This window comes from Micromonospora radicis (assembly GCF_003583405.1).
Lineage (GTDB): Bacteria > Actinomycetota > Actinomycetes > Mycobacteriales > Micromonosporaceae > Micromonospora > Micromonospora radicis.
Window position 1 is genome coordinate 344,619 of sequence record NZ_QXEC01000001.1, and the last position, 18,573, is coordinate 363,191.

Consider the following 18,573-nt stretch of genomic DNA (forward strand, 5'->3'; position numbering starts at 1 on the left):
GGGTACGCCCGCCGCGCGCCGCTTTCGAACCGGCGCGCGGCGGGCGTTTCGTCGCTCCCGCGAGGTAAGTTCATCGCAGGGAGATCGTGGAGGAGGCAACAGTGGCCACTCGTGACAGCGGCGGTCAGTCGCAGTCGGGCAAGTCCCGCCAGGGCGAAGAGGTCGAGGACGTCACCGTCGAGGCGAACCCGGAGGTCGCCGAGCGGCACGCCGAGATCACCGAGGACGTCGACGACCTGCTCGACGAGATCGACTCCGTCCTCGAGGAGAACGCCGAGGAATTCGTGAGAGGATACGTGCAAAAGGGAGGCCAGTGAACATATAGGCCTAAATCGGACATGGCGGGAGTGCGGGACGACGGAAGCGGTCAGCTTCGCTGCCGTGACTGCGGTCAGTGGAAGGCGCCTGAAGAATTCTGCTCGAACAGCAAGCGTCCCAATGGTCGAGGTAGCTACTGCAAGCCATGTTTCAACATCCGGTCGAAGGCCAGTTACGCCAAACGGGTGAAGCTTCAGCATGCCCGGGAAGTGAAGCCAGCCCGAGAGGTGCCTGACGGGCACCGATTCTGCGCGGACTGCGGCAGCGTCAAACCGCTTGCCGAGTTTCCCCGCAACCGCGCCGACAGTTCGGGCTACGCCACCTACTGCAAGCCCTGCCACAACACCCGAACGCGTGAGACGAAACAGCGGCTCTACGGTGGGACCCGCGAATACCACCTGCGGAGTCGCTACGGGATCGGGCAGGCGGAGTTCGACGAGCTGTTGGCCGAGCAGGGTGGGGTCTGCGGGGTGTGCGGTGACCCCGATCCGGAACATGTGGACCACGATCATCGCACCGGGTGGGTGCGCGGGATACTCTGCTTCAACTGCAACGGTGGTCTCGGCCAGTTCCGTGACAGTCCGACGAGGCTGGCCCGGGCCATCACGTACCTGAGAGGAACCACGTGGCAGCGGGTTTTGATCCATCCGGGCGTCTACCAGATGTGTTCACCAACGCGGGGACGTCCTCCTTCACCTCGTTCCTGAGCAAGGTGGCTCCCGAGATGCTGCCCGGCCGCCGGCCGTTGCCCCCGGGGATGGCCGCCGACCTGGCCCCGCACGCCACGACCATCGTGGCCATCTCCGCCGCCGGTGGTGTGGTGATGGCCGGCGACCGGCGGGCCACCATGGGCCACCTGATCGCCCAGCGGGACATCGAGAAGGTGCACCCGGCCGACGCGTACTCGCTGGTGGGCATCGCCGGCACCGCCGGCATCGGCATCGAGCTGATGCGACTGTTCCAGGTGGAACTGGAGCACTACGAGAAGATCGAGGGCGCGATGCTCTCGCTCGACGGCAAGGCCAACCGGCTGGCCTCGATGATCCGGGGCAACCTCGGTGCCGCGATGCAGGGCCTGGCCGTGATCCCGTTGTTCGCCGGGTTCGACCTGGCCGCGAAGGATCCGGCCCGGGCGGGACGGATCTTCAGCTTCGACGTCACGGGTGGCCCGTACGAGGAGACCGGCTACGACGCGATCGGTTCGGGCTCGCTGTTCGCCAAGTCGGCGCTGAAGAAGCGGTTCCGGGCCGGGCTGTCCGTGGACGACGCGGTGCGGTTGGCGGTGGAGGCGCTCTACGACGCCGCCGACGACGACACCGCTACCGGCGGGCCGGACCTGACCCGGCGGATCTACCCGGTGGTGATGACCGCGACGGCGGAGGGGACGTACCGGCTGACCGACGCGGAGACGTCGGCGATCGCCGAGAGCGTGGTCGCCGGCCGGATGGAGAACCCGGGCGGTTGAGCCGCCCGCCCGTAGCTGACCCGCAGTTGTCCCGTACCGTGCCCGAAGGAGAGCCGCCGCCGTGGCCATGCAGTTCTACGCCTCGCCCGAGCAGATCATGCGCGACCGTTCCGAGCTCGCCCGCAAGGGCATCGCCCGGGGCCGCAGCGCGGTGGTCCTGAGCTACGCCGGCGGGGTGCTCTTCGTCGCGGAGAACCTGTCCAGCGCCCTGCACAAGGTCAGTGAGATCTACGACCGGATCGGCTTCGCCGCCGTCGGCCGGTACAACGAGTTCGAGAACCTGCGCCGGGCCGGGGTGCGGATGGCGGACCTCAACGGCCTGAGCTACGACCGGCGGGACGTCACCGGCCTCGGGTTGGCCAATGCGTACGCGCAGACGCTCGGCGCCATCTTCACCGAACAGTCCAAGCCGTTCGAGGTGGAGATCTGCGTGGCCGAGGTGGGTGCCACGCCCGAGGAGGACTCCCTCTACCGGAACACCTACGACGGTTCGGTGACCGACGAGCCGGGCCGGATGGCGATGGGCGGGCAGTCCGAGGCGATCGCCGGGGTGTTGAAGTCGAACCACCGGCCGGACATGTCGCTCGGCGAGGCGGTACGGGTGGCGGTGCAGGCGCTGGGCAGCGTCGGTGGTGAGGGCGGTGCCGCCCGGACGATCGCCGCCAACCAGCTGGAGGTGGCGGTCCTGGACCGCAACCGGGTGGGGCGTACCTTCCGGCGGATCACCGGCGCGGCCCTGACCGCCCTGCTCGACGGCAGTGCGGTCGGCGACGCGGAGTCGGCCGGCGACGCGGAGTCGGCCGGCGACCGGGCGAGGACTCCCACCACGCCGACGGAGGAAGCGCACAAGCCGACCACTTCGGCGGGCTCCGCCGACCTGGAGGATAAGCCGGGCGACAAGTCCGAGAGCTGACGCCGCCCGGCCCGGGGCCGGCACCGGCGCCCCGACCCGAGGTGCGCTGTGGACCCTTTGCTCTGCTTCACTCCACGCAACGAAACCGGGCCGAACCGGTGCGCGGAGTGAAGCAGAGCGGGGCGTGCCGGGGGAGTCCTCCTCGCGTCGCGCAGCAGCATCAACACCGCGATCAGGGTGAGCGCGCAGGATGGCGTCCCGGACCGGTGTGCCGCGCGACCGCGTGGCGCGCCCACTCGGGCGGTCGGTCGACGGCGGCAGGTCGGGTCAGTCGCGGGCCAGCAGCGGCCGGACCAGGGCCCACCAGGCGGCGGCGACGGCGTTGAAGACGCCCATGCCGGGGGGTGCGGCGACGTTCGAGGGGGCCACCCGGGCCGTCATCAGGTGGGCGATGGCGCCGTCGCCGAGCCTACGCTCGCCCTGTAGCCGACGGCGGCGGGCGCGGACCCAGTCGCGGTGCCGCCACAGCCAAGCCCAGCCGCGGACCTTCTGCCGGCCCCAGCCGCCGGCCAGCGCGGCGGCGAGCATGGCGGTCTCGGTGAGCAGCAGCATCGGGGCCAGCAGGGTCAGCGTGCGGCCCTGGTACGCGGTGAGCAGGGTGATCAGGCGGTTGCGTTCGACCAGGTAGAGCTTGAGGTCGTTGCGGGAGAACTCGTAGTGGTGGCGGACCACGGCGTCCGGTACGTACTCCAGCCGCAGGCCGCGCTGCCACAGCCGGAGGCTGAGTTCGGTGTCCTCGTGGTAGGCGAAGTACTCGTCGGCGAAGCCGGCCAGCTCCGTCCAGCGCTGCCGACCGATCACGAAGCAGCAGCCGCTGAGCGACGGTACGACCGTACGGTGGGCGTGCGCGGTGGCCGGTTCCCCGTTGCCACCCGCCCAGGACAGGCCGGTGAAGTGCAGCGGGTTGCCGGAGGTGTTGATCAGGTCGGGTTGGTCGGCGAGCCGGATGGAGGCCATCGCGGCGCCGACGCCGGGCTCGGCGGCGACCGCGACGACCTTGGCGAGGGCGTCGGGTGCCACCACGGCGTCGGAGTTGACGAAGGCCAGCCAGTCGCCGGTGGCCTCGGCGGCGCCCAGGTTGCAGCCGCCGGAGTAGCCGGTGTTCGCCTCCGGGCGGATCAGCCGTACGCCGGGTAGTCCCTTGACCACGTCGATGCCGTCGCCGGTGCAGCCGTTGTCGACCACCACCAGTTCGATCTCGACGCCGGTGCTGGCCAGTACCGCCTGCGCGGCGTCGACCAGCCAGGGTTCGGCGCCGTAGGCGAGCATCACCGCGGTCACGCGGGGTGCGCTCATCGGTTCCCTCCGGGGGTGGTCGCGGGCACGGCGGCCGGCGCGGCGGACGGGGGCGGGGGCGGGGTCGGGGTCTGCCGGCGGCGCAGCAGGACGATCATGACGGCGGCGACCACCACGGAGCCGACCGTGTAGCCGAGTTCGACGCGCAGCGCGACGGTCAGCGGGGCGAGGGTAGCGGCGGCCAGTGCGACGACGCCGACGGTCCAGGCCGTGGCCTGCGCGTGGTGCCGGTCGCGGGCCAGTAGCGCCTGGCCGAGCACCATCGCCCACAGGTACGCCAGGGTGGCCAGGGCGAGCCAGCCGAAGTCGGCGTGCCCGAGCACGTCGGGGGCGTCGAAGAGGCGCTGGACCAGCCACGGTCCGAGCAGTACGGCCAGTGTGCCACCGACGATGCCCAGCGCGGTCACCACGGCCAGCGCCCGGCGCAGCAGACCGGCGAAGGCGGCCTCGTCGTCGGTGGCGGCGGCGGTGGACAGCCCGGGCAGCAGGGCGGCCTGCATCGAGCCGAAGACGAACAGCGGGATCCGCACCAGCACCAGCGCGGAGAGCAGCGCCCCGGCGGTGGCGACGTCGGCCGGCGCGAGCAGCCGTACGTTGATCACGCCGACGTTGACCACGACCTGGGACAGCAGGCTGGAGACGGTGAGCAGGGCGAGGCCGCGCAGCAGGGGCGGCCACGGCACCGGGTTCCCGCCGCCGGCGGCCCGGGCCACCGGTGGCGCGGTCAGCGCGACGGCCAGCAGCGGCGCGACGACCAGCACCAGGGCGTACGCCACCGGCGAGTCGACGCCGGCCAGGGCGAGCGCGGCGACCAACCCGATGCGCAGGCCGCCGTCGACGCCGAGTTGGGTGCCGTACCAGCCGAACTGGTGCAGCCCGGAGAGCACGCCCCGGGTGGTGTGGGCCAGGGCGAGTGCGCCGAGTGCGCCGCCGAGCGCCGCCACCATCGTCCGGTCGCCGGCGAAGAGCCGGTCGGCGAGGGTGTCGGCGGTGGCGACGGTGGCCGCCAGCAGCAGGGTGAGTACGGCGGCGGCGACGGTGGCGCCCCGGGCCAGCACCGGCCCGGGGGGCAGCCCCCGGGTGCGGCGGGCGGCCACCAGCCGGGCCACCTCCTGTTCGACCGGGAGGAACACGCCGATGCCGACGGTGAAGACGATGGACCAGAGCACCGACAACGACGAGTAGTCGTCGGCGGTGAGGCTGTGCCCGGCGACGGCGAGGTGCACGTACGCGGCCAGGCCGACCAGGGCCAGCCCGCCGCCGACGGGGAGGGTGCCGGGTGGGACGAGGCGGAGCAGTCGACGGATCACCGGCGGATGAGCGCCAGCGTGAGCACGGCCAGTGCCCGACCGAGGTAGACCATCGCCTTCGCGGGGGAGTGGCTCGGGGTGCCGGCCATCCGGCGGCGCATGGCCACCGGGACCTGCTGGATGCGGTAGCCGCGGCGGGCGGCGTGCACCAGCGTCTCGACGGTGTCGCCGAGGTACTCGGCCGGGTACCAGCGGGCGAACATCTCGATCATCCGGCGGTTGGCGGCGCGGAATCCGGAGGTGGTGTCGGTCAGCGCGGTGCCGGCGAGGCCGGAGAGCACCGTCGACAGCATGCCCATCGCCCAGCGGCGCGGCCCGCGTACGGTGTAGTCGCCCTCGCCGGCGAAGCGGGCGCCGATGACCAGGTCGTAGTCGTCGAGCAGGTCGACCAGCTTCGGCACGTACCGGGGGTCGTGCTGCCCGTCCGCGTCGATCTGCACCGCCACGTCGTAGTCGTGCTCGTGGGCGTAGCGGTAACCCAGCCGCATCGCCCCACCGACACCAAGGTTGTAGGGCAGCCGGGCGACCCGGGCGCCGGCCGCGGTGGCGACGGCCGCGGTGCGGTCGGCGGAGCCGTCGTCGACGACCAGTACGTCCACGCCGGGCAGCTCGCCGCGGATCTCGCGGACCACGTCGGCGATCGAGCCGGCCTCGTTGAGGGCCGGGATGATGACGAGCAGACGCTTGCCGTTAACCATCGCGGCTCACCAGTTCCGGCCGCTCCGCCCGCTCGGCCCGGTCGGCCTCGACCTCGGCGCGCAGTAGCGCGAACTCCTCGGCCAACGTCCGGGTCTCCTCCTCCAGCGCGCTGACCTCCCAGCTGAGGTGGATGCAGACCAGCAGCAGGAAGACGATGCCGAGGAAGAGCACGAGGCTGACCCCGGAGGCCACGCCGAGCAGGTCGGCGACGCCGTCGAGCAGCCGGGGGAACAGGGACAGCGGGATGACCACGAACAGCAGCCCGAGCCAGAGCATGCCGTACTTCTCCCGGAGCTGCCGGCGGCGCAGCAGCTCGACGATCGTGGCCAGCAGGACCAGTCCGGTCAGCCCGGTGACCAGGGTGAGCTTCATGCGACCTTCCACGGGGAGGGTGGAGCGGCGGGGGTGAGCGCCTCGATCAGCGTGGCGTGCCAGTCCGGTAGCGGCGGCAGGCCCGCGTCGGCCCATCGGCCGTGCCCTAGCACACTGTACGCCGGGCGGGTGGCGGGACGCGGAAACCGGGCGCTGGTGGTGGGGCGGATCCGGTCGGGGTCGAGCCCGTGTCCGGCGAACACCGCCCGGGCCAGGCCGTACCAGGTGGTCTCGCCGGCACAGGTGCCGTGGTAGACGCCCGGCGCGGCCCGACCGGCCAGGGCGGCCCCGGCGAGCCCGACCAGTTGCCGGGCCAGCGCGTACGACCAGGTGGGTTGGCCCCGCTGGTCGTCGACCACGTCGAGGAACTCGCGTTGTTCGGCCAGGTCGAGCAGGGTGGTGACGAAGTTGCGGCCGTGGCCGCCGTAGAGCCAGGCGGTGCGCACCACGTAGCCGGCGTCGGGCAGCAGCCGAGCCACCGCCTGTTCACCGGCGAGCTTGCCGCGGCCGTACGCGTTGAGCGGTGCGGTCGGCGCGTCCTCGGGGTACGGGGTGCCGGCGTCGCCGGCGAAGACGTAGTCGGTGGAGACCTGGAGCAGGCGGGCACCGTGGGCGGCGCAGGCGGTGGCGAGGTGGGCCACCGCCGTGCCGTTGACGGCGGTCGCGGCGGTCTCGTCCCGTTCGGCGCCGTCGACGTCGGTCCAGGCGGCGGCGTTCACCACCACGTCGTGACCGGCCACCGCGGCGCGTACGGCGGCGGGGTCGGTGATGTCGAGGTCGGCCCGGGTGGCGGCGGTCAGCGTGTGTTCCGGCGCCTCGGCGAGCACCTCGACCAGGTCCCGCCCGAGCATCCCACCGGCGCCGGTCACCAGGATCCTCATGCGTTCGCGGTCCCGGTCAGCGGTTCCCACCAGGCGCGGTTGTCCCGGTACCAGGCCACGGTCTCGGCCAGCCCGGCGCCCAGGGTGATGCTCGGCGCGTACCCCAGCTCGCGGTTGATCTTGGTGATGTCCAGCGAGTACCGGCGGTCGTGACCCTTGCGGTCGGGGACGGTGACGACCCGGTCCCAGCCGGCGCCGCAGGCGTCCAGCAGCCGGCCGGTCAGCTCCTTGTTGGTCAGCTCGGTACCGCCGCCGATGTGGTACACCTCGCCCGCGCGGCCCTTCTCCTGGACCATGGCGATGCCCCGGCAGTGGTCGTGGACGTGCAACCAGTCGCGGACGTTGCCGCCGTCGCCGTAGAGCGGCACCGTACCGCCGTCGAGCAGGTTGGTCACGAACAGCGGGATGACCTTCTCCGGGAACTGGTACGGCCCGTAGTTGTTGGAGCAGCGGGTCACCACCACGTCCAGGCCGTGGGTGCGGTGGTAGGCCAGCGCGAGCAGGTCCGAGCCGGCCTTCGAGGCCGAGTACGGGGAGTTGGGCGCCAGCGGCCAGTCCTCGGTCCAGGAGCCCTCCGCGATGGAGCCGTACACCTCGTCGGTGGAGACGTGCACGAACCGCCGCACCCCGTGGCGCAGGGCGGCGTCGAGCAGCGCCTGGGTGCCCAGCACGTTGGTGCTGACGAACGGCGCGGCCCCGGCGATCGAGCGGTCGACGTGTGACTCGGCGGCGAAGTGCACGATCACGTCATGCCCCGCGACTACCTCGTCGACCACCTCCGCGTGACGGATGTCACCCTGGACGAACCGCAGTCGAGGGTCGTCGCGGACCGGCGCCAGGTTGGCCGGATTGCCGGAGTACGTCAGCGCGTCGAGCACCGTCACGCCCGTGGGTTCCAACGCGGGTACGCCCTCGGCGGTGCCGCCGGGCACGCCGAGCAGCATCCGCACGTACTCCGAACCGATGAACCCGGCGCCGCCGGTTACCAGGATCCTCACGGGTCCGGAAGTCTACGCGAACCGCCCCCAACCGCCGGGTACGCGCGACGTGCCGGGCCCGGCGGCTACCGGTAGGCTCCCCGGGTGCGTGGAATCCTGCTCGCCGGTGGCACCGGATCCCGGCTGTGGCCGATCACCCGGGCGGTGTCGAAGCAGCTGATGCCGGTCTTCGACAAGCCGATGATCTACTACCCGCTGTCCACCCTGGTGATGGCCGGGGTGCACGAGATCCTGGTGATCACCACGCCGGAGGAGCAGCACCAGTTCCAGCGGCTGCTCGGCGACGGCAGCCAGTTCGGCCTGCGGCTGGAGTACGTCGCCCAGCCCCGGCCGGAGGGCATCGCCCAGGCGTTCCTGCTCGGTGCGGACTTCATCGGCGACGAGGCGGTGGCGCTGATCCTGGGGGACAACATCTTCCACGGCGTCGGGCTGGGCCGGCAGCTCGCCGACGCCGGTGACCCGGTGGGCGGGCGGATCTTCGCGTACCCGGTGGCCGACCCGCAGGCGTACGGCGTGGTCGACTTCGACGCCGACGGCCGGGTGCGGTCGATCGAGGAGAAACCGGCGCGGCCGAAGTCCCGCTACGCGGTGCCCGGCCTGTACTTCTACGACAACCGGGTGGTGAAGATCGCCCGCGGGCTCACCCCCAGCGCCCGCGGCGAGCTGGAGATCACCGCGGTGAACGAGGCGTACCGGCAGTGGGGCGAGTTGTCGGTGACCGTCCTGGACCGGGGCACCGCCTGGCTGGACACCGGCACCTTCACCTCGCTGATGCAGGCCGCCGAGTTCGTCCGGGTCATCGAGGAGCGCCAGGGCATGAAGATCGGCTGCGTCGAGGAGGTCGCCTGGCGGGCCGGGCTGATCGACGACGGGCAGCTGCGGGCGTTGGCCGAACCGCTGACCAAGAGCGGCTACGGCGACTACCTGCTGGCGCTGCTCGCCGCCGGCCGCGTCGAGCCGAGCGGCTCGCCCGCCGGGCCGGGGGTGGCCGGATGAAGCTGCGGCCGTTGAGCATCGAGGGCGCCTGGGAGGTCACCCCGCAGCAGCACGGTGACCCGCGCGGGCTGTTCCTGGAGTGGTACCGCTTCGACCGGCTCGCCGAGGCGGTCGGGCACCCGCTGCGGCTGGCGCAGGGCAACCTGTCCGTCTCGGCCCGGGACGTGGTGCGCGGCATCCACTTCGCCGACGTGCCACCGGGGCAGGCGAAGTACGTCACCTGTGTGCGGGGCGCGGTGCTGGACGTGGTGGTGGACCTGCGGGTCGGGTCGCCCACCTTCGGCCGCTGGGAGGGCGTCCGGCTGGACGACGTCGACCGGCGCGCGGTCTACCTGGCCGAGGGGCTCGGCCACGGCTTCTGCGCGTTGACCGACGACGCCACCCTGAGCTACCTCTGCTCGACCACGTACAACCCGACGGCCGAACATGCCGTGCATCCGCTGGACGAGGAGCTGGCCATCCGGTGGCCGGCCGGTACCCCGCTGCTGTCCGCCCGCGACGCCGCCGCGCCGAGCCTGGCACAGGCCCGGGCCTCCGGTCTGCTGCCCGACTACGAGGCGTGCCGGAGGTACCTGGCGGGCCGGTCCGGTGGGGCGTCACCCGGCCGAGGGTGACCTCGAGATCGGGTGCAGGTGCCGCGACAGTGACGAACCGGGCCTCGGTACGGCTAATGTCTCATCATGGAGCGGCGAATCTTCGGTCTGGAGACCGAGTACGGCGTCACCTGCACCTACCGCGGACAGCGCAGGCTGTCCCCTGACGAGGTAGCCCGGTATCTCTTCCGCCGGGTGGTGTCCTGGGGCCGATCGAGTAACGTCTTCCTGCGTAACGGCGCTCGGCTCTACCTGGACGTCGGCTCGCACCCCGAGTACGCCACCCCGGAGTGCGACTCGGTGGTCGACCTGGTGGCCCACGACCGGGCCGGCGAGCGGATCCTGGAAGGGCTGCTCATCGACGCGGAGAAGCGGTTGCACGACGAGGGCATCGCGGGCGAGATCTACCTGTTCAAGAACAACACCGACTCGGCCGGCAACTCGTACGGCTGCCACGAGAACTACCTGGTCTCCCGGCATGGCGAGTTCGGCCGGCTGGCCGACGTGCTGATCCCGTTCCTGGTCACCCGGCAGCTGATCTGTGGCGCGGGCAAGGTGCTGCAGACCCCGCGCGGCGCGGTGTACTGCCTGTCCCAGCGGGCCGAGCACATCTGGGAGGGGGTCTCCTCGGCGACCACCCGCAGCCGCCCGATCATCAACACCCGGGACGAGCCGCACGCCGACGCCGAACGGTACCGCCGGCTGCACGTCATCGTCGGTGACTCCAACATGAACGAGGTCACCACGCTGCTGAAGGTCGGCACCGCGGACATCGTGCTGCGGATGATCGAGGCCGGGGTGGTGATGCGTGACCTCACCCTGGAGAACCCGATCCGGGCGATCCGGGAGGTGTCGCACGACATCACCGGGCGGCGCAAGGTGCGGCTGGCCTCGGGCAAGGAGGTCAGCGCCCTGGAGATCCAGCAGGAGTACCTGGCCAAGGCGACCGAGTTCGTGGAGCGCCGGGGCGGTGACCAGACCGCGAAGCGGGTGGTCGAGTTGTGGGGTCGAGTGCTGCGGGCGGTGGAGACCGGCGACCTGGAGCCGGTCTCGCGGGAGATCGACTGGGTGACCAAGCTGCGGTTGATCGAGCGCTACCAGCGCAAGCACGACCTACCGCTGTCGCATCCGCGGGTCGCGCAGATGGACCTCGCCTACCACGATCTGCGCCGGGGTCGGGGCCTCTACGCCCTGCTGGAGCGGCGCGGCGACGTGGACCGGGTGGCCACCGATCCGGAGATCTTCGAGGCGAAGGAGACGCCACCGCAGACCACCCGGGCCCGGCTGCGCGGTGAGTTCATCCGGCACGCCCAGGAGAAGCGGCGCGACTTCACCGTGGACTGGGTGCACCTCAAGCTCAACGACCAGGCGCAGCGCACCGTGCTGTGCAAGGACCCGTTCCGGGCGTACGACGAGCGGGTGGAGCGGCTGATCGCCAGCATGTGACCGGCGGCACCGGGCCTGCCCAGCGTACGGGCGGGCCCGGGTACGCTGGGCGGACCATGATGCCTCCCGAACCCCCCACCCCGGGTACCCAGCGACAGGGCTGGCTGGAACGCCGCCGGGACAAGGTCCGCGCCGAGGTCGAGCGCAACCGCCGCGGCGAGTACACCGTTCCGACCTGGGTGCTGGCCCTGGCCCTGGCGTTGATCGTCGGCGCCTGGCTGGCTCTGATCATTCTTGCCTGAGGCGGGCGGCGTACCGGCCCGCCGCGGCGGCGGCCAGGAAGTAGGCATGGTCGGCGTCCAGCCCGCGGCCCATCGTGGACAGCGGCACCGGGCTGGCGCGTAGCGCCGCGTCCAGTCCGGTGGTGTCCACCGTCCGCACGTCGTGCCGCTCGGCCAGCGGCACCAACGCGGCGTCGACCTGCGCGGCCAGCGCCGGCTCCAGGCCGTCGGGCACCACCAGCTCCGCCCGGGCCAGCGCCACCCGGCCGTACGCGGTCAGGCTGTGATGGGACACGCCACGGTGCCGGGGCCGCGGGTCGGCCGACGAGATCCGCAGCGAGCCGACCGGGCGCCCGCCCAGCGTGGCGATGGCGTTGACCGCCTCACCGACCGCCACCCCGGAGAAGCCCCACCGGGTGCCGGTGCCGAGGTTTCCGGGGCCCTGCGCGACCACCGCCACGTCGGCGTGCAGCACGTGGCGGGCGGCGAGCAGGCCGGTGTGCAGCGTGGCCGCCTCCAGGTCACCGCCGAACGCCTGCCCGACGCTGATCGTGCCGACCAACTCGTCGCGCAGGGCGTCGAGGGTGCGGGAGAACCAGGCGGGCAGCGCCCCGCCGTCGGTGAGCAGGTACGCCACCCGGGTCTGTGGGGAGTCGGCGCGGATACCGGCCAGGATCGCCGGCAGCGCCGAGTGCAGGTCGGCGGTCACCACCGGCAGTCCGGCCACGTCCTCGGCGGCGGCCACCACCGCGTGGTGCGGCGACGCCTCCTCGTCGACGCCGAGCAGGATCGGCTGCAGCGGGGTGTAGCGGGCCTTCACCAGGTGACCGGCGTCGCGGCTCTCCGACGCCTGCGGCGGGTCCGGCGGTAGCCGGTCCGGCAGCGCCACGACCAGGGCGTACCCGCCGGTGCCGAGTCCCATCAGCAGGGCGCCGGCGTTGAGCAGTACCCGGTCGCCCGGCTCTGGTGTGCCGACCAGCTCCGGGTAGGCCAGCGCCCGCATCGCCGTACCGTCGGCCAACTCGACGTCCAGCTCGACCGCCCCGGCCCACCGCCGCCGCAGCCCCGCCACCGTCCCCACCCGCCACCGCACCATCCCCCGACGCTAACCCCCACCCCCACGCCGCCCTGCCCCACCCCCGCGCGCCCGTGCGCGGCCCACCCGCGCCGTCGATCACGGAGTTTCGGTCGGGACAAGATGGTGCAAAGACGACATAGCGGCGACATCAAGTTCATGATCGGCGAGTTGGGGTGGTGGTGGGTGTGGACCGGCGGCGCGTGGGTGCGTCGGGAGGACGGCGGGCTGCTAGCGTCTACGGGGTGTCGCGCAGCCGCACCGAACGCCTGGTCAACCTGGTGATCTGCCTGCTGTCCACGCGTCGGTTCCTGACCGCCGCGCAGATCGCCGCGACCGTGCCGGGTTACGAGCACGACCCGGACGACGCCCGTGAGCACGAGGCATTCCAGCGCAAGTTCGAGCGGGACAAGGCCGAACTGCGGGAGCTGGGCGTACCGCTGGAGACCGGGACGGCGAGCGCGTTCGACGCGGAGCCCGGCTACCGGATCGCCCGCCGGGAGTACGCGCTGCCCGACATCCCGCTCAAACCGGACGAGGCTGCCGCCGTGGGCATCGCCGCGCGGCTGTGGCAGCATGCCGGCCTCGCCGCCGCCGCGTCCTCCGGCCTGGCCAAGCTGCGTGCCGCCGGGGTGGACGTGGATCCGCAGGCCACCCTCGGGCTGGAGCCGATGGTCACCGTCGACCCGGCGTTCGCGCCGCTGACCGCCGCCGCCCGGGACCGGCGCGAGGTCCGCTTCGACTACCGGGTACCCGACCAGGACGCCCCCACCCGCCGCCGGCTGCAACCGTGGGGCGTGGTCTGCTGGCGCGGCCGGTGGTACGTCGTCGGGCACGACCTGGACCGCGACGCGGCCCGCTGCTTCCGGCTCTCCCGGGTGGTCGGCCAGGTCCGGGCCACCGGTCCGACCGGCGCCTACCAGCCGCCGGTCGGCGTCGACCTGATCAGCCACGTGGCCCGCTGGTCCGGCTCACCCGAACACGCCGGCCGGGCCACCGTGCTGGTCACCCCCGGCCGGGCCGCCGGGCTGCGCCGCTGGGCGGTCAGCGTCACCACCGGGCCCGCCGCGGACCGGCTGATCCTGCCGTACTCCGACCCGGAGCAGCTCGCCGGCCACCTCGTCGGCTACGGCCCCGAGGTACGGGTGCTCGAACCACCCGAGGTACGCGACGCGGTCATCCAGCGACTCAAGGAGATCGCCGCCCGGCACGACTCGATGGCGGTGACCCGATGACCCGACCGGCCTCGCGGACCTCCGCCGACCGGCTGGCGCGACTGCTCAACCTGGTGCCCTACCTGCTGGCCCGCCCCGGCATCGAGATCGCCGAGGCGGCCGGTGACCTGGGCGTGACCGAGCGGCAGCTGCGCGAGGATCTCGAGCTGCTGTGGGTCTGCGGACTGCCCGGGTACGGCCCCGGCGACCTGATCGACATGGCCTTCGACGGCGACCGGGTGACCATCACCTACGACGCCGGCATCGACCGTCCGCTGCGGCTCACCCCGGACGAGGCCCTCGCCCTGGTGGTCGCGCTGCGGATGCTGGCCGAGACGCCGGGGGTGGCCAACCGGGAGGCCGTCGAGCGGGCCCTGGCCAAGATCGAGGACGCGGCCGGTGACCTGGTCAGCGCGCCGGTCGAGGTGCGGCTGCCGGGCGACTCGCGGCGGGTCGAGCAGTTGCGCGCCGCGGTGCAGAGCGGGCGCGCGCTGGGCATCACCTACTACACCGCCGCCCGGGACGAGACCACCGAGCGGGTGATCGACCCGCTGCGGGTACTGATGTTCGGCGGCCGGGCGTACGTCGAGGCCTGGTGCCGGCGGGCCGAGGCGGTACGGCTGTTCCGGGCCGACCGGATCGACGCGGTCACCGAGCTGGACGAGCCGGCCGTGGTGCCGCCCCAGGCCCGCCCGCACGACCTCAGCGAAGGGGTGTTCCGGCCCTCGCCCGACCTGCCGCTGATCACGTTGCGGATCGGCCGGGGCGAGCGCTGGATCACCGAGTACTACCCCTGTGAGCGGGTCGAGTCCGACGGCGAGCGCTGGGTGGTCTCGCTGCGGGTCACCGACCTGGGCTGGGCCCGCCGGTTCGTGCTCGGCCTCGGCCCGGAGGTCACCGTGCTGGCCCCGGCCGAGCTGGCCGAGCAGGTCCGCGACACGGCGGTGGCCGCCCTCGACGCGTACGCGGCGCCGGTGCCGGCCGGCGCCGACCCGGCGGCGACCGCACCCAGGCAGTAGGCTGACCCGGTGCTGAAGTGGATCGTGCTCGCCCTGGTGCTGGTGCCGTTGATCGTGCTCGCGCTGGCGGTCCGACCCGTGCTGGCCCGGCTGCCGCAGCTGCGCCGGGCCGCGGTGCGCCTGAAGCAACGGGCCGACGAGGCGGCGGCGCTGCGCGCGGCGGCGGAGAGCCTCCAACAGCGGGCCGAGGGGCTGCAGAGCCGGCTGGAGACCAGCCAGCAGCGACTGACTCTGATCAGGTCGCGGCGCGGCGACTGATCGGCGCTGCCGGGTCCAGCGGCCCGGTTCCGGCTACGAAGATCCAACCAGTGGTTGACGCGACACTCGCAGGTGGCCGAGACTTCACCCGCCGGGAGAATTCCACCACCGCCCGGTGGGTGGCAACAGCCTCTGGCGCACGTACCATGGGCTGCGGTACCACCCCCGTTGACACAAGCGACTGGAGCTTCACATGGGTGCCCTCAGGCCCTGGCACATCGCCGTACTCGTGGTCGTGCTGATCCTGCTCTTCGGCGCGAAGCGGCTCCCCGACGCGGCGCGCTCCCTGGGCCGCTCGCTGCGCATCATCAAGGCCGAGACCAAGAGCCTGGCCGACGACGACGACCGCGACCTGGCCAGCAAGGCTGACGCGCAGGCCGGCTACCAGCCACTCGCGCCGCAGCAGCCCCAGCAGCAGCCGTACCAGGGCACGGTGCAGCAGCCGGTCGTCGACCCGGTGCAGCGCGTCCGCGAAAACTGAGCGAGGGGCCCGAGCGCCGTGGCCTTCGCCCTGCGTAAGCGTGGTCCGAGCAACTTCGAACGGGCCGCCGACGGCTCGATGACCCTCATCGAGCACTTCCGCGAACTGCGTACCCGATTGTTCCGGGCATCACTGGCGATCGTGGTCGGACTGATCATCGGTTACCTGCTCGCCCAGCCGGCATTCGACCTGCTGGCGCAGCCGTACTGCCGGCTGCCCGGGATGATCGTCGACGGCGAGTGCCAGCAGTTCCTGATGCTCGCCCCCGCCGACGGCTTCGTGCTCAAGCTCAAGCTGGCGCTCTGGATCGGGCTGATCATCGGTGCCCCGGTCTGGCTCTACCAGCTGTGGGCGTTCATCGCGCCCGGGCTGCACCGCAACGAGCGCAAGTGGGCGTACGTCTTCGTCACGATCGCGGCGCCGCTGTTCGCCGCCGGTGCGGTGCTCGCCTTCTTCGTGGTCGACAAGGGCCTGGCGTTCCTGATGGAGGCCGGCGTCACCGGCACCGACTCGCAGCTCGAGGTGACCCGCTACATCAGCTTCGTCACCACCATGATCCTGCTGTTCGGGGTGGCCTTCGAGTTCCCGCTCACCCTGCTGATGCTCAACTTCACCGGGGTGGTCAGCGCCAAGCGGTTGCTCAGCTGGTGGCGGGTGGTGGTCTTCATCTGCTTCGCGTTCGCGGCGGTGGCCACGCCGGACCCGGGCCCGTTCGGCATGACGCTGCTGGCGCTCTGCCTCAGCCTGCTCTACTTCATCGCGGTCGGGGTGGCGTTCCTCAACGACAAGCGGCGGGGACGCGGCAAGGAGATCTACGCCGGCATCGATGACGACGAGGTATCGCCGTTGGAGTTCGACCGTGACCCGGTGGAGTCGGGACGCCCGGTGGACCGGGTCAGCCCGATCGACGCCCCGGAACCGGTGGCCGCACCCAGGCCGATCGAACGGCGCTACGACGACGTGACCTGATCGGGACCGATCGACCATGGAACGCCGTCCCTTCGGGGGCGGCGTTTCGTGCGTGCGTGGGGCCGCGGTGCCGAATCCGCACGGCGCGGGCTGGACAGGGCCGACGGTCCGACGGGTACGGTGCACGCCGTGACCGCAGACGATCACCGCCCGATCCCCGACGGGCCCGTCGCCGTACTGGCCAACCCGACCGCCGGGCGTGGCCGGCACCGGGGTTTGCTGCCGGACCTGCTGGACCGGCTCTCGGCGGCCGGTCGGCCGGTGCGGCTGCTGCCCGCCGCCAGCGCGGACGAGGCCGAGTCGGCCTGCCGGTCGGCGGTCGCCGAGGGAGCTGCCGCGCTGGTCGCCGTGGGCGGCGACGGTACCGTGCACCGTGCCGTGCAGGCGGTCGCCGGCACCGCCGTACCCTTCGGCCCGGTCCCGGCCGGGACGGGTAACGACTTCGCCGCCGACACCGGCTTTCCGGCCGAACCGCGGGCGGCGGTGGACGTGATCACGGCGGCCCTGCGGGAGCGCCGCAGCCGCCCCGTCGACCTGGCCCGGATGACCGGCTCCGCCGGCACCGTCCGCTGGTACGGCGCGGTTCTCGCGGCCGGCTTCGACGCGATCGTCAACGAGCGGGCCAACCGGATGCGCTGGCCGCGTGGCCCCCGCCGGTACGACCTGGCTATCGTCGCGGAACTGGCCCGGCTGCGGCCACGCCGCTACACCCTCACCCTCGACGGCGAGCGGGTCGAGGTCGACGCGGTGCTGGTGGCGGTCGGCAACGGCGCCAGCTACGGCGGTGGGATGCGGATCTGCCCGGCTGCGGACCCGACCGACGGGCTGCTCGACGTGGTGGTCGGCGGCCGGTTCGACCGACGCACGCTGATCCGGGTCAAGCCGCGCATCTACGCCGGCACCCATGTCACCCACCCGCTGGTACGCACCTACCGGGTCCGCACCGTCACGGTCGCCGCGGAGGGCGGCATCACCACCTACGCGGACGGAGAGCGCTCGCTGCCCCTCCCGGTCACCATCACCGCCGTCCCCGCCGCCATCCACCTCCTCCGCTGACACCCCCCGCCCCTCCCTCCCCGCCCCCACTCCCCGGGGCCCCCGCCCTCGCCGCGCCTTCGCCGTGCCCTCGCCTCCGCGATCTTGTACTTGCCGTCGGGACGAAAGCGAACAAAACCCCCTGTATCGGCGACCGAAACCGCAAGATCGCGGGCGGGGCGGGGGGTGAGGGCGGGGCGCGGCGGGCGGCGGGGTGCTGTCAGGGGTGGGCCAGGGAGAGGACGGAGCCCAGGCCGTTGGGGCGGCCCGGGTCGGCGGTGGGTAGGACCAGGGCGGTGCAACCGGCGGCGACGGCACCGGCGTCGGCGGCGGTGTCGCCGACCATCAGGGCCTGCTCCGGGTCGACACCGAGCATCCCGCAGGCCCGCCAGAAGATCGCCGGATCCGGCTTGCAACGGCCCACCTCGTACGACAGTACGAAGGCGTCCACCAGGTCGGCCAGGCCCCAGGCGGCGAAGTGGGGTCGGATGTCGAACCCGATGTTGCTGACCACCGCCACCCGTACGCCGGCCGCCCGCAGGGCGGTCAGGGTGGGCGCGGTGTCCGGGTACGGCACCCAGCCGGCCGGCACCAGCAGCCGCTCGTAGAGCGCGTCGGCGAGACCGCCGATGCCGGTCTCGACGGTCTCGGCCAGCCCGGTGTACGCGCCCCGATGGGCGTGCTCGTACAGATCCCGGTCGGCCCAGAGTTCGGCCAGGTGTGGTGGCACCCGGGTAGGCAGTGGCCCACCGGCCCGGCCGGCGGTCAGCAGCCGGTCGGCCAGGGCGGTGGCCCGGACCCGGTCCAGTTCCACGCCGCAGCTGGCAGCGGCGGCCAGCACCCACTCGCGGGGTTCCTCGACCTGGGCGAGCGTGCCGTGGAAGTCGAGCAGCACCGCCTGCACGGGCCGGCGGGACGGGCCCGGGCGGGCGGCGGCGTCACCGTCGCGTACGGGGTCGGTCGGTTCGGCATGATCCGGCACGTGGTGCACCCTACCGACCCACTCCGACCGCC

The 18,573-nt window shown here is 72.6% G+C and carries 22 protein-coding genes; 14 read left to right on the forward strand and 8 right to left on the reverse strand.

Annotated features, from left to right (window positions below):
• Nucleotides 1-101 precede the first annotated feature (101 nt).
• The 4 genes from D2L64_RS01605 (at nt 102) to prcA (ending at nt 2,696) form a co-directional block, all read left to right on the forward strand.
• Nucleotides 102-317, forward strand: a complete 216-nt coding sequence (locus tag D2L64_RS01605; RefSeq protein WP_013734319.1) for a ubiquitin-like protein Pup — start codon at nt 102-104, stop codon at nt 315-317.
• 186 nt (nt 318-503) lie between these two features.
• Complete coding sequence (locus D2L64_RS01610; protein ID WP_233558698.1) at nt 504-1,025, forward strand: endonuclease VII domain-containing protein; 522 nt, start codon at nt 504-506, stop codon at nt 1,023-1,025.
• Nucleotides 944-1,783, forward strand: coding sequence for a proteasome subunit beta (prcB, locus tag D2L64_RS01615; RefSeq protein ID WP_199714362.1), 840 nt, complete (start codon nt 944-946; stop codon nt 1,781-1,783). Before D2L64_RS01610 ends, prcB begins: the two co-directional genes overlap by 82 nt.
• A gap of 61 nt (nt 1,784-1,844) precedes the next feature.
• Complete coding sequence (prcA, locus tag D2L64_RS01620; RefSeq protein WP_119572623.1) at nt 1,845-2,696, forward strand: proteasome subunit alpha; 852 nt, start codon at nt 1,845-1,847, stop codon at nt 2,694-2,696.
• Between the two features lie 267 nt (nt 2,697-2,963).
• Here prcA and D2L64_RS01625 read toward each other — a convergent pair whose 3' ends face one another.
• Genes D2L64_RS01625 through rfbB form a run of 6 tightly spaced genes read right to left on the reverse strand, consistent with a single transcriptional unit; the run spans nt 2,964 to nt 8,252 of the window.
• Nucleotides 2,964-3,992 carry a glycosyltransferase family 2 protein gene (locus tag D2L64_RS01625; protein WP_119572624.1) on the reverse strand — a complete coding sequence of 343 codons (1,029 nt, stop codon included), beginning with the start codon at nt 3,990-3,992 and terminating at the stop codon, nt 2,964-2,966.
• The gene (locus D2L64_RS01630; protein WP_233558699.1) at nt 3,989-5,302 is read right to left on the reverse strand and encodes a polysaccharide biosynthesis protein; all 1,314 of its coding nucleotides are present in this window, start codon (nt 5,300-5,302) and stop codon (nt 3,989-3,991) included. The genes D2L64_RS01625 and D2L64_RS01630 overlap by 4 nt, the downstream gene beginning before the upstream one ends.
• Nucleotides 5,299-6,000 (reverse strand): glycosyltransferase family 2 protein, encoded by a 702-nt coding sequence (locus tag D2L64_RS01635; protein WP_119572625.1) that lies wholly within the window; start codon nt 5,998-6,000, stop codon nt 5,299-5,301. The genes D2L64_RS01630 and D2L64_RS01635 overlap by 4 nt, the downstream gene beginning before the upstream one ends.
• Nucleotides 5,993-6,373: a DUF2304 domain-containing protein gene (locus D2L64_RS01640; RefSeq protein ID WP_119572626.1), complete on the reverse strand. Its 381-nt coding sequence runs from the start codon at nt 6,371-6,373 to the stop codon at nt 5,993-5,995. The genes D2L64_RS01635 and D2L64_RS01640 overlap by 8 nt, the downstream gene beginning before the upstream one ends.
• Complete coding sequence (gene rfbD, locus D2L64_RS01645) at nt 6,370-7,254, reverse strand: dTDP-4-dehydrorhamnose reductase (RefSeq protein WP_119572837.1); 885 nt, start codon at nt 7,252-7,254, stop codon at nt 6,370-6,372. The genes D2L64_RS01640 and rfbD overlap by 4 nt, the downstream gene beginning before the upstream one ends.
• Nucleotides 7,251-8,252, reverse strand: a complete 1,002-nt coding sequence (rfbB, locus tag D2L64_RS01650; protein WP_119572627.1) for a dTDP-glucose 4,6-dehydratase — start codon at nt 8,250-8,252, stop codon at nt 7,251-7,253. The genes rfbD and rfbB overlap by 4 nt, the downstream gene beginning before the upstream one ends.
• Before the next feature lie 84 nt (nt 8,253-8,336).
• Here rfbB and rfbA point away from each other — a divergent pair, with 84 nt between their 5' ends.
• The 4 genes from rfbA to D2L64_RS01670 all read left to right on the forward strand — a co-directional run bounded on the left by rfbA (nt 8,337) and on the right by D2L64_RS01670 (nt 11,529).
• Nucleotides 8,337-9,248, forward strand: coding sequence for a glucose-1-phosphate thymidylyltransferase RfbA (rfbA, locus tag D2L64_RS01655; protein WP_119572628.1), 912 nt, complete (start codon nt 8,337-8,339; stop codon nt 9,246-9,248).
• Nucleotides 9,245-9,862: a dTDP-4-dehydrorhamnose 3,5-epimerase family protein gene (locus D2L64_RS01660; protein ID WP_119572629.1), complete on the forward strand. Its 618-nt coding sequence runs from the start codon at nt 9,245-9,247 to the stop codon at nt 9,860-9,862. The genes rfbA and D2L64_RS01660 overlap by 4 nt, the downstream gene beginning before the upstream one ends.
• A gap of 66 nt (nt 9,863-9,928) precedes the next feature.
• Nucleotides 9,929-11,287: a Pup--protein ligase gene (pafA, locus tag D2L64_RS01665; protein ID WP_119572630.1), complete on the forward strand. Its 1,359-nt coding sequence runs from the start codon at nt 9,929-9,931 to the stop codon at nt 11,285-11,287.
• A gap of 56 nt (nt 11,288-11,343) precedes the next feature.
• The gene (locus D2L64_RS01670) at nt 11,344-11,529 is read left to right on the forward strand and encodes a hypothetical protein (RefSeq protein ID WP_119572631.1); all 186 of its coding nucleotides are present in this window, start codon (nt 11,344-11,346) and stop codon (nt 11,527-11,529) included.
• Here the strand turns inward: D2L64_RS01670 and D2L64_RS01675 are convergent.
• Entirely contained in the window at nt 11,516-12,604 is a 1,089-nt protein-coding gene (locus D2L64_RS01675) for a DUF3866 family protein (RefSeq protein WP_119572632.1), read from the reverse strand. The two genes, D2L64_RS01670 and D2L64_RS01675, sit on opposite strands and share 14 nt — an antisense overlap.
• A gap of 224 nt (nt 12,605-12,828) precedes the next feature.
• Between D2L64_RS01675 and D2L64_RS01680 the strand changes: the two genes are divergently transcribed.
• From D2L64_RS01680 to D2L64_RS01705, 6 genes are all read left to right on the forward strand, one after another.
• Nucleotides 12,829-13,818 carry a helix-turn-helix transcriptional regulator gene (locus D2L64_RS01680; protein ID WP_119572633.1) on the forward strand — a complete coding sequence of 330 codons (990 nt, stop codon included), beginning with the start codon at nt 12,829-12,831 and terminating at the stop codon, nt 13,816-13,818.
• Nucleotides 13,815-14,816, forward strand: coding sequence for a helix-turn-helix transcriptional regulator (locus D2L64_RS01685; RefSeq protein WP_119572634.1), 1,002 nt, complete (start codon nt 13,815-13,817; stop codon nt 14,814-14,816). Before D2L64_RS01680 ends, D2L64_RS01685 begins: the two co-directional genes overlap by 4 nt.
• A gap of 9 nt (nt 14,817-14,825) precedes the next feature.
• Nucleotides 14,826-15,074: a hypothetical protein gene (locus D2L64_RS01690; protein WP_119572635.1), complete on the forward strand. Its 249-nt coding sequence runs from the start codon at nt 14,826-14,828 to the stop codon at nt 15,072-15,074.
• 193 nt (nt 15,075-15,267) lie between these two features.
• On the forward strand, nt 15,268-15,555 hold the full coding sequence (gene tatA, locus D2L64_RS01695; protein WP_119572636.1) for a Sec-independent protein translocase subunit TatA: 288 nt from the start codon (nt 15,268-15,270) through the stop codon (nt 15,553-15,555).
• 18 nt (nt 15,556-15,573) lie between these two features.
• Nucleotides 15,574-16,524, forward strand: a complete 951-nt coding sequence (tatC, locus tag D2L64_RS01700) for a twin-arginine translocase subunit TatC (RefSeq protein ID WP_119572637.1) — start codon at nt 15,574-15,576, stop codon at nt 16,522-16,524.
• A gap of 120 nt (nt 16,525-16,644) precedes the next feature.
• Nucleotides 16,645-17,580 carry a diacylglycerol kinase gene (locus tag D2L64_RS01705; protein WP_119572838.1) on the forward strand — a complete coding sequence of 312 codons (936 nt, stop codon included), beginning with the start codon at nt 16,645-16,647 and terminating at the stop codon, nt 17,578-17,580.
• Nucleotides 17,581-17,779: 199 nt separating this feature from the next.
• Here D2L64_RS01705 and D2L64_RS01710 read toward each other — a convergent pair whose 3' ends face one another.
• Nucleotides 17,780-18,463, reverse strand: coding sequence for an HAD family hydrolase (locus D2L64_RS01710; protein WP_119572839.1), 684 nt, complete (start codon nt 18,461-18,463; stop codon nt 17,780-17,782).
• Between the last annotated feature and the right edge of the window lie 110 nt (nt 18,464-18,573).

Coding starts and splice junctions, on each gene's coding strand:
- D2L64_RS01625 (WP_119572624.1), bottom strand. CDS start 3,992: ATGAGCGCACCCCGCGTGACCGCGGTGATGCTCGCCTACGGCGCCGAA.
- D2L64_RS01635 (WP_119572625.1), bottom strand. CDS start 6,000: ATGGTTAACGGCAAGCGTCTGCTCGTCATCATCCCGGCCCTCAACGAG.
- D2L64_RS01640 (WP_119572626.1), bottom strand. CDS start 6,373: ATGAAGCTCACCCTGGTCACCGGGCTGACCGGACTGGTCCTGCTGGCC.
- rfbD (WP_119572837.1), bottom strand. CDS start 7,254: ATGAGGATCCTGGTGACCGGCGCCGGTGGGATGCTCGGGCGGGACCTG.
- D2L64_RS01660 (WP_119572629.1), top strand. CDS start 9,245: ATGAAGCTGCGGCCGTTGAGCATCGAGGGCGCCTGGGAGGTCACCCCG.
- pafA (WP_119572630.1), top strand. CDS start 9,929: ATGGAGCGGCGAATCTTCGGTCTGGAGACCGAGTACGGCGTCACCTGC.
- D2L64_RS01670 (WP_119572631.1), top strand. CDS start 11,344: ATGATGCCTCCCGAACCCCCCACCCCGGGTACCCAGCGACAGGGCTGG.
- D2L64_RS01675 (WP_119572632.1), bottom strand. CDS start 12,604: ATGGTGCGGTGGCGGGTGGGGACGGTGGCGGGGCTGCGGCGGCGGTGG.
- D2L64_RS01685 (WP_119572634.1), top strand. CDS start 13,815: ATGACCCGACCGGCCTCGCGGACCTCCGCCGACCGGCTGGCGCGACTG.
- tatA (WP_119572636.1), top strand. CDS start 15,268: ATGGGTGCCCTCAGGCCCTGGCACATCGCCGTACTCGTGGTCGTGCTG.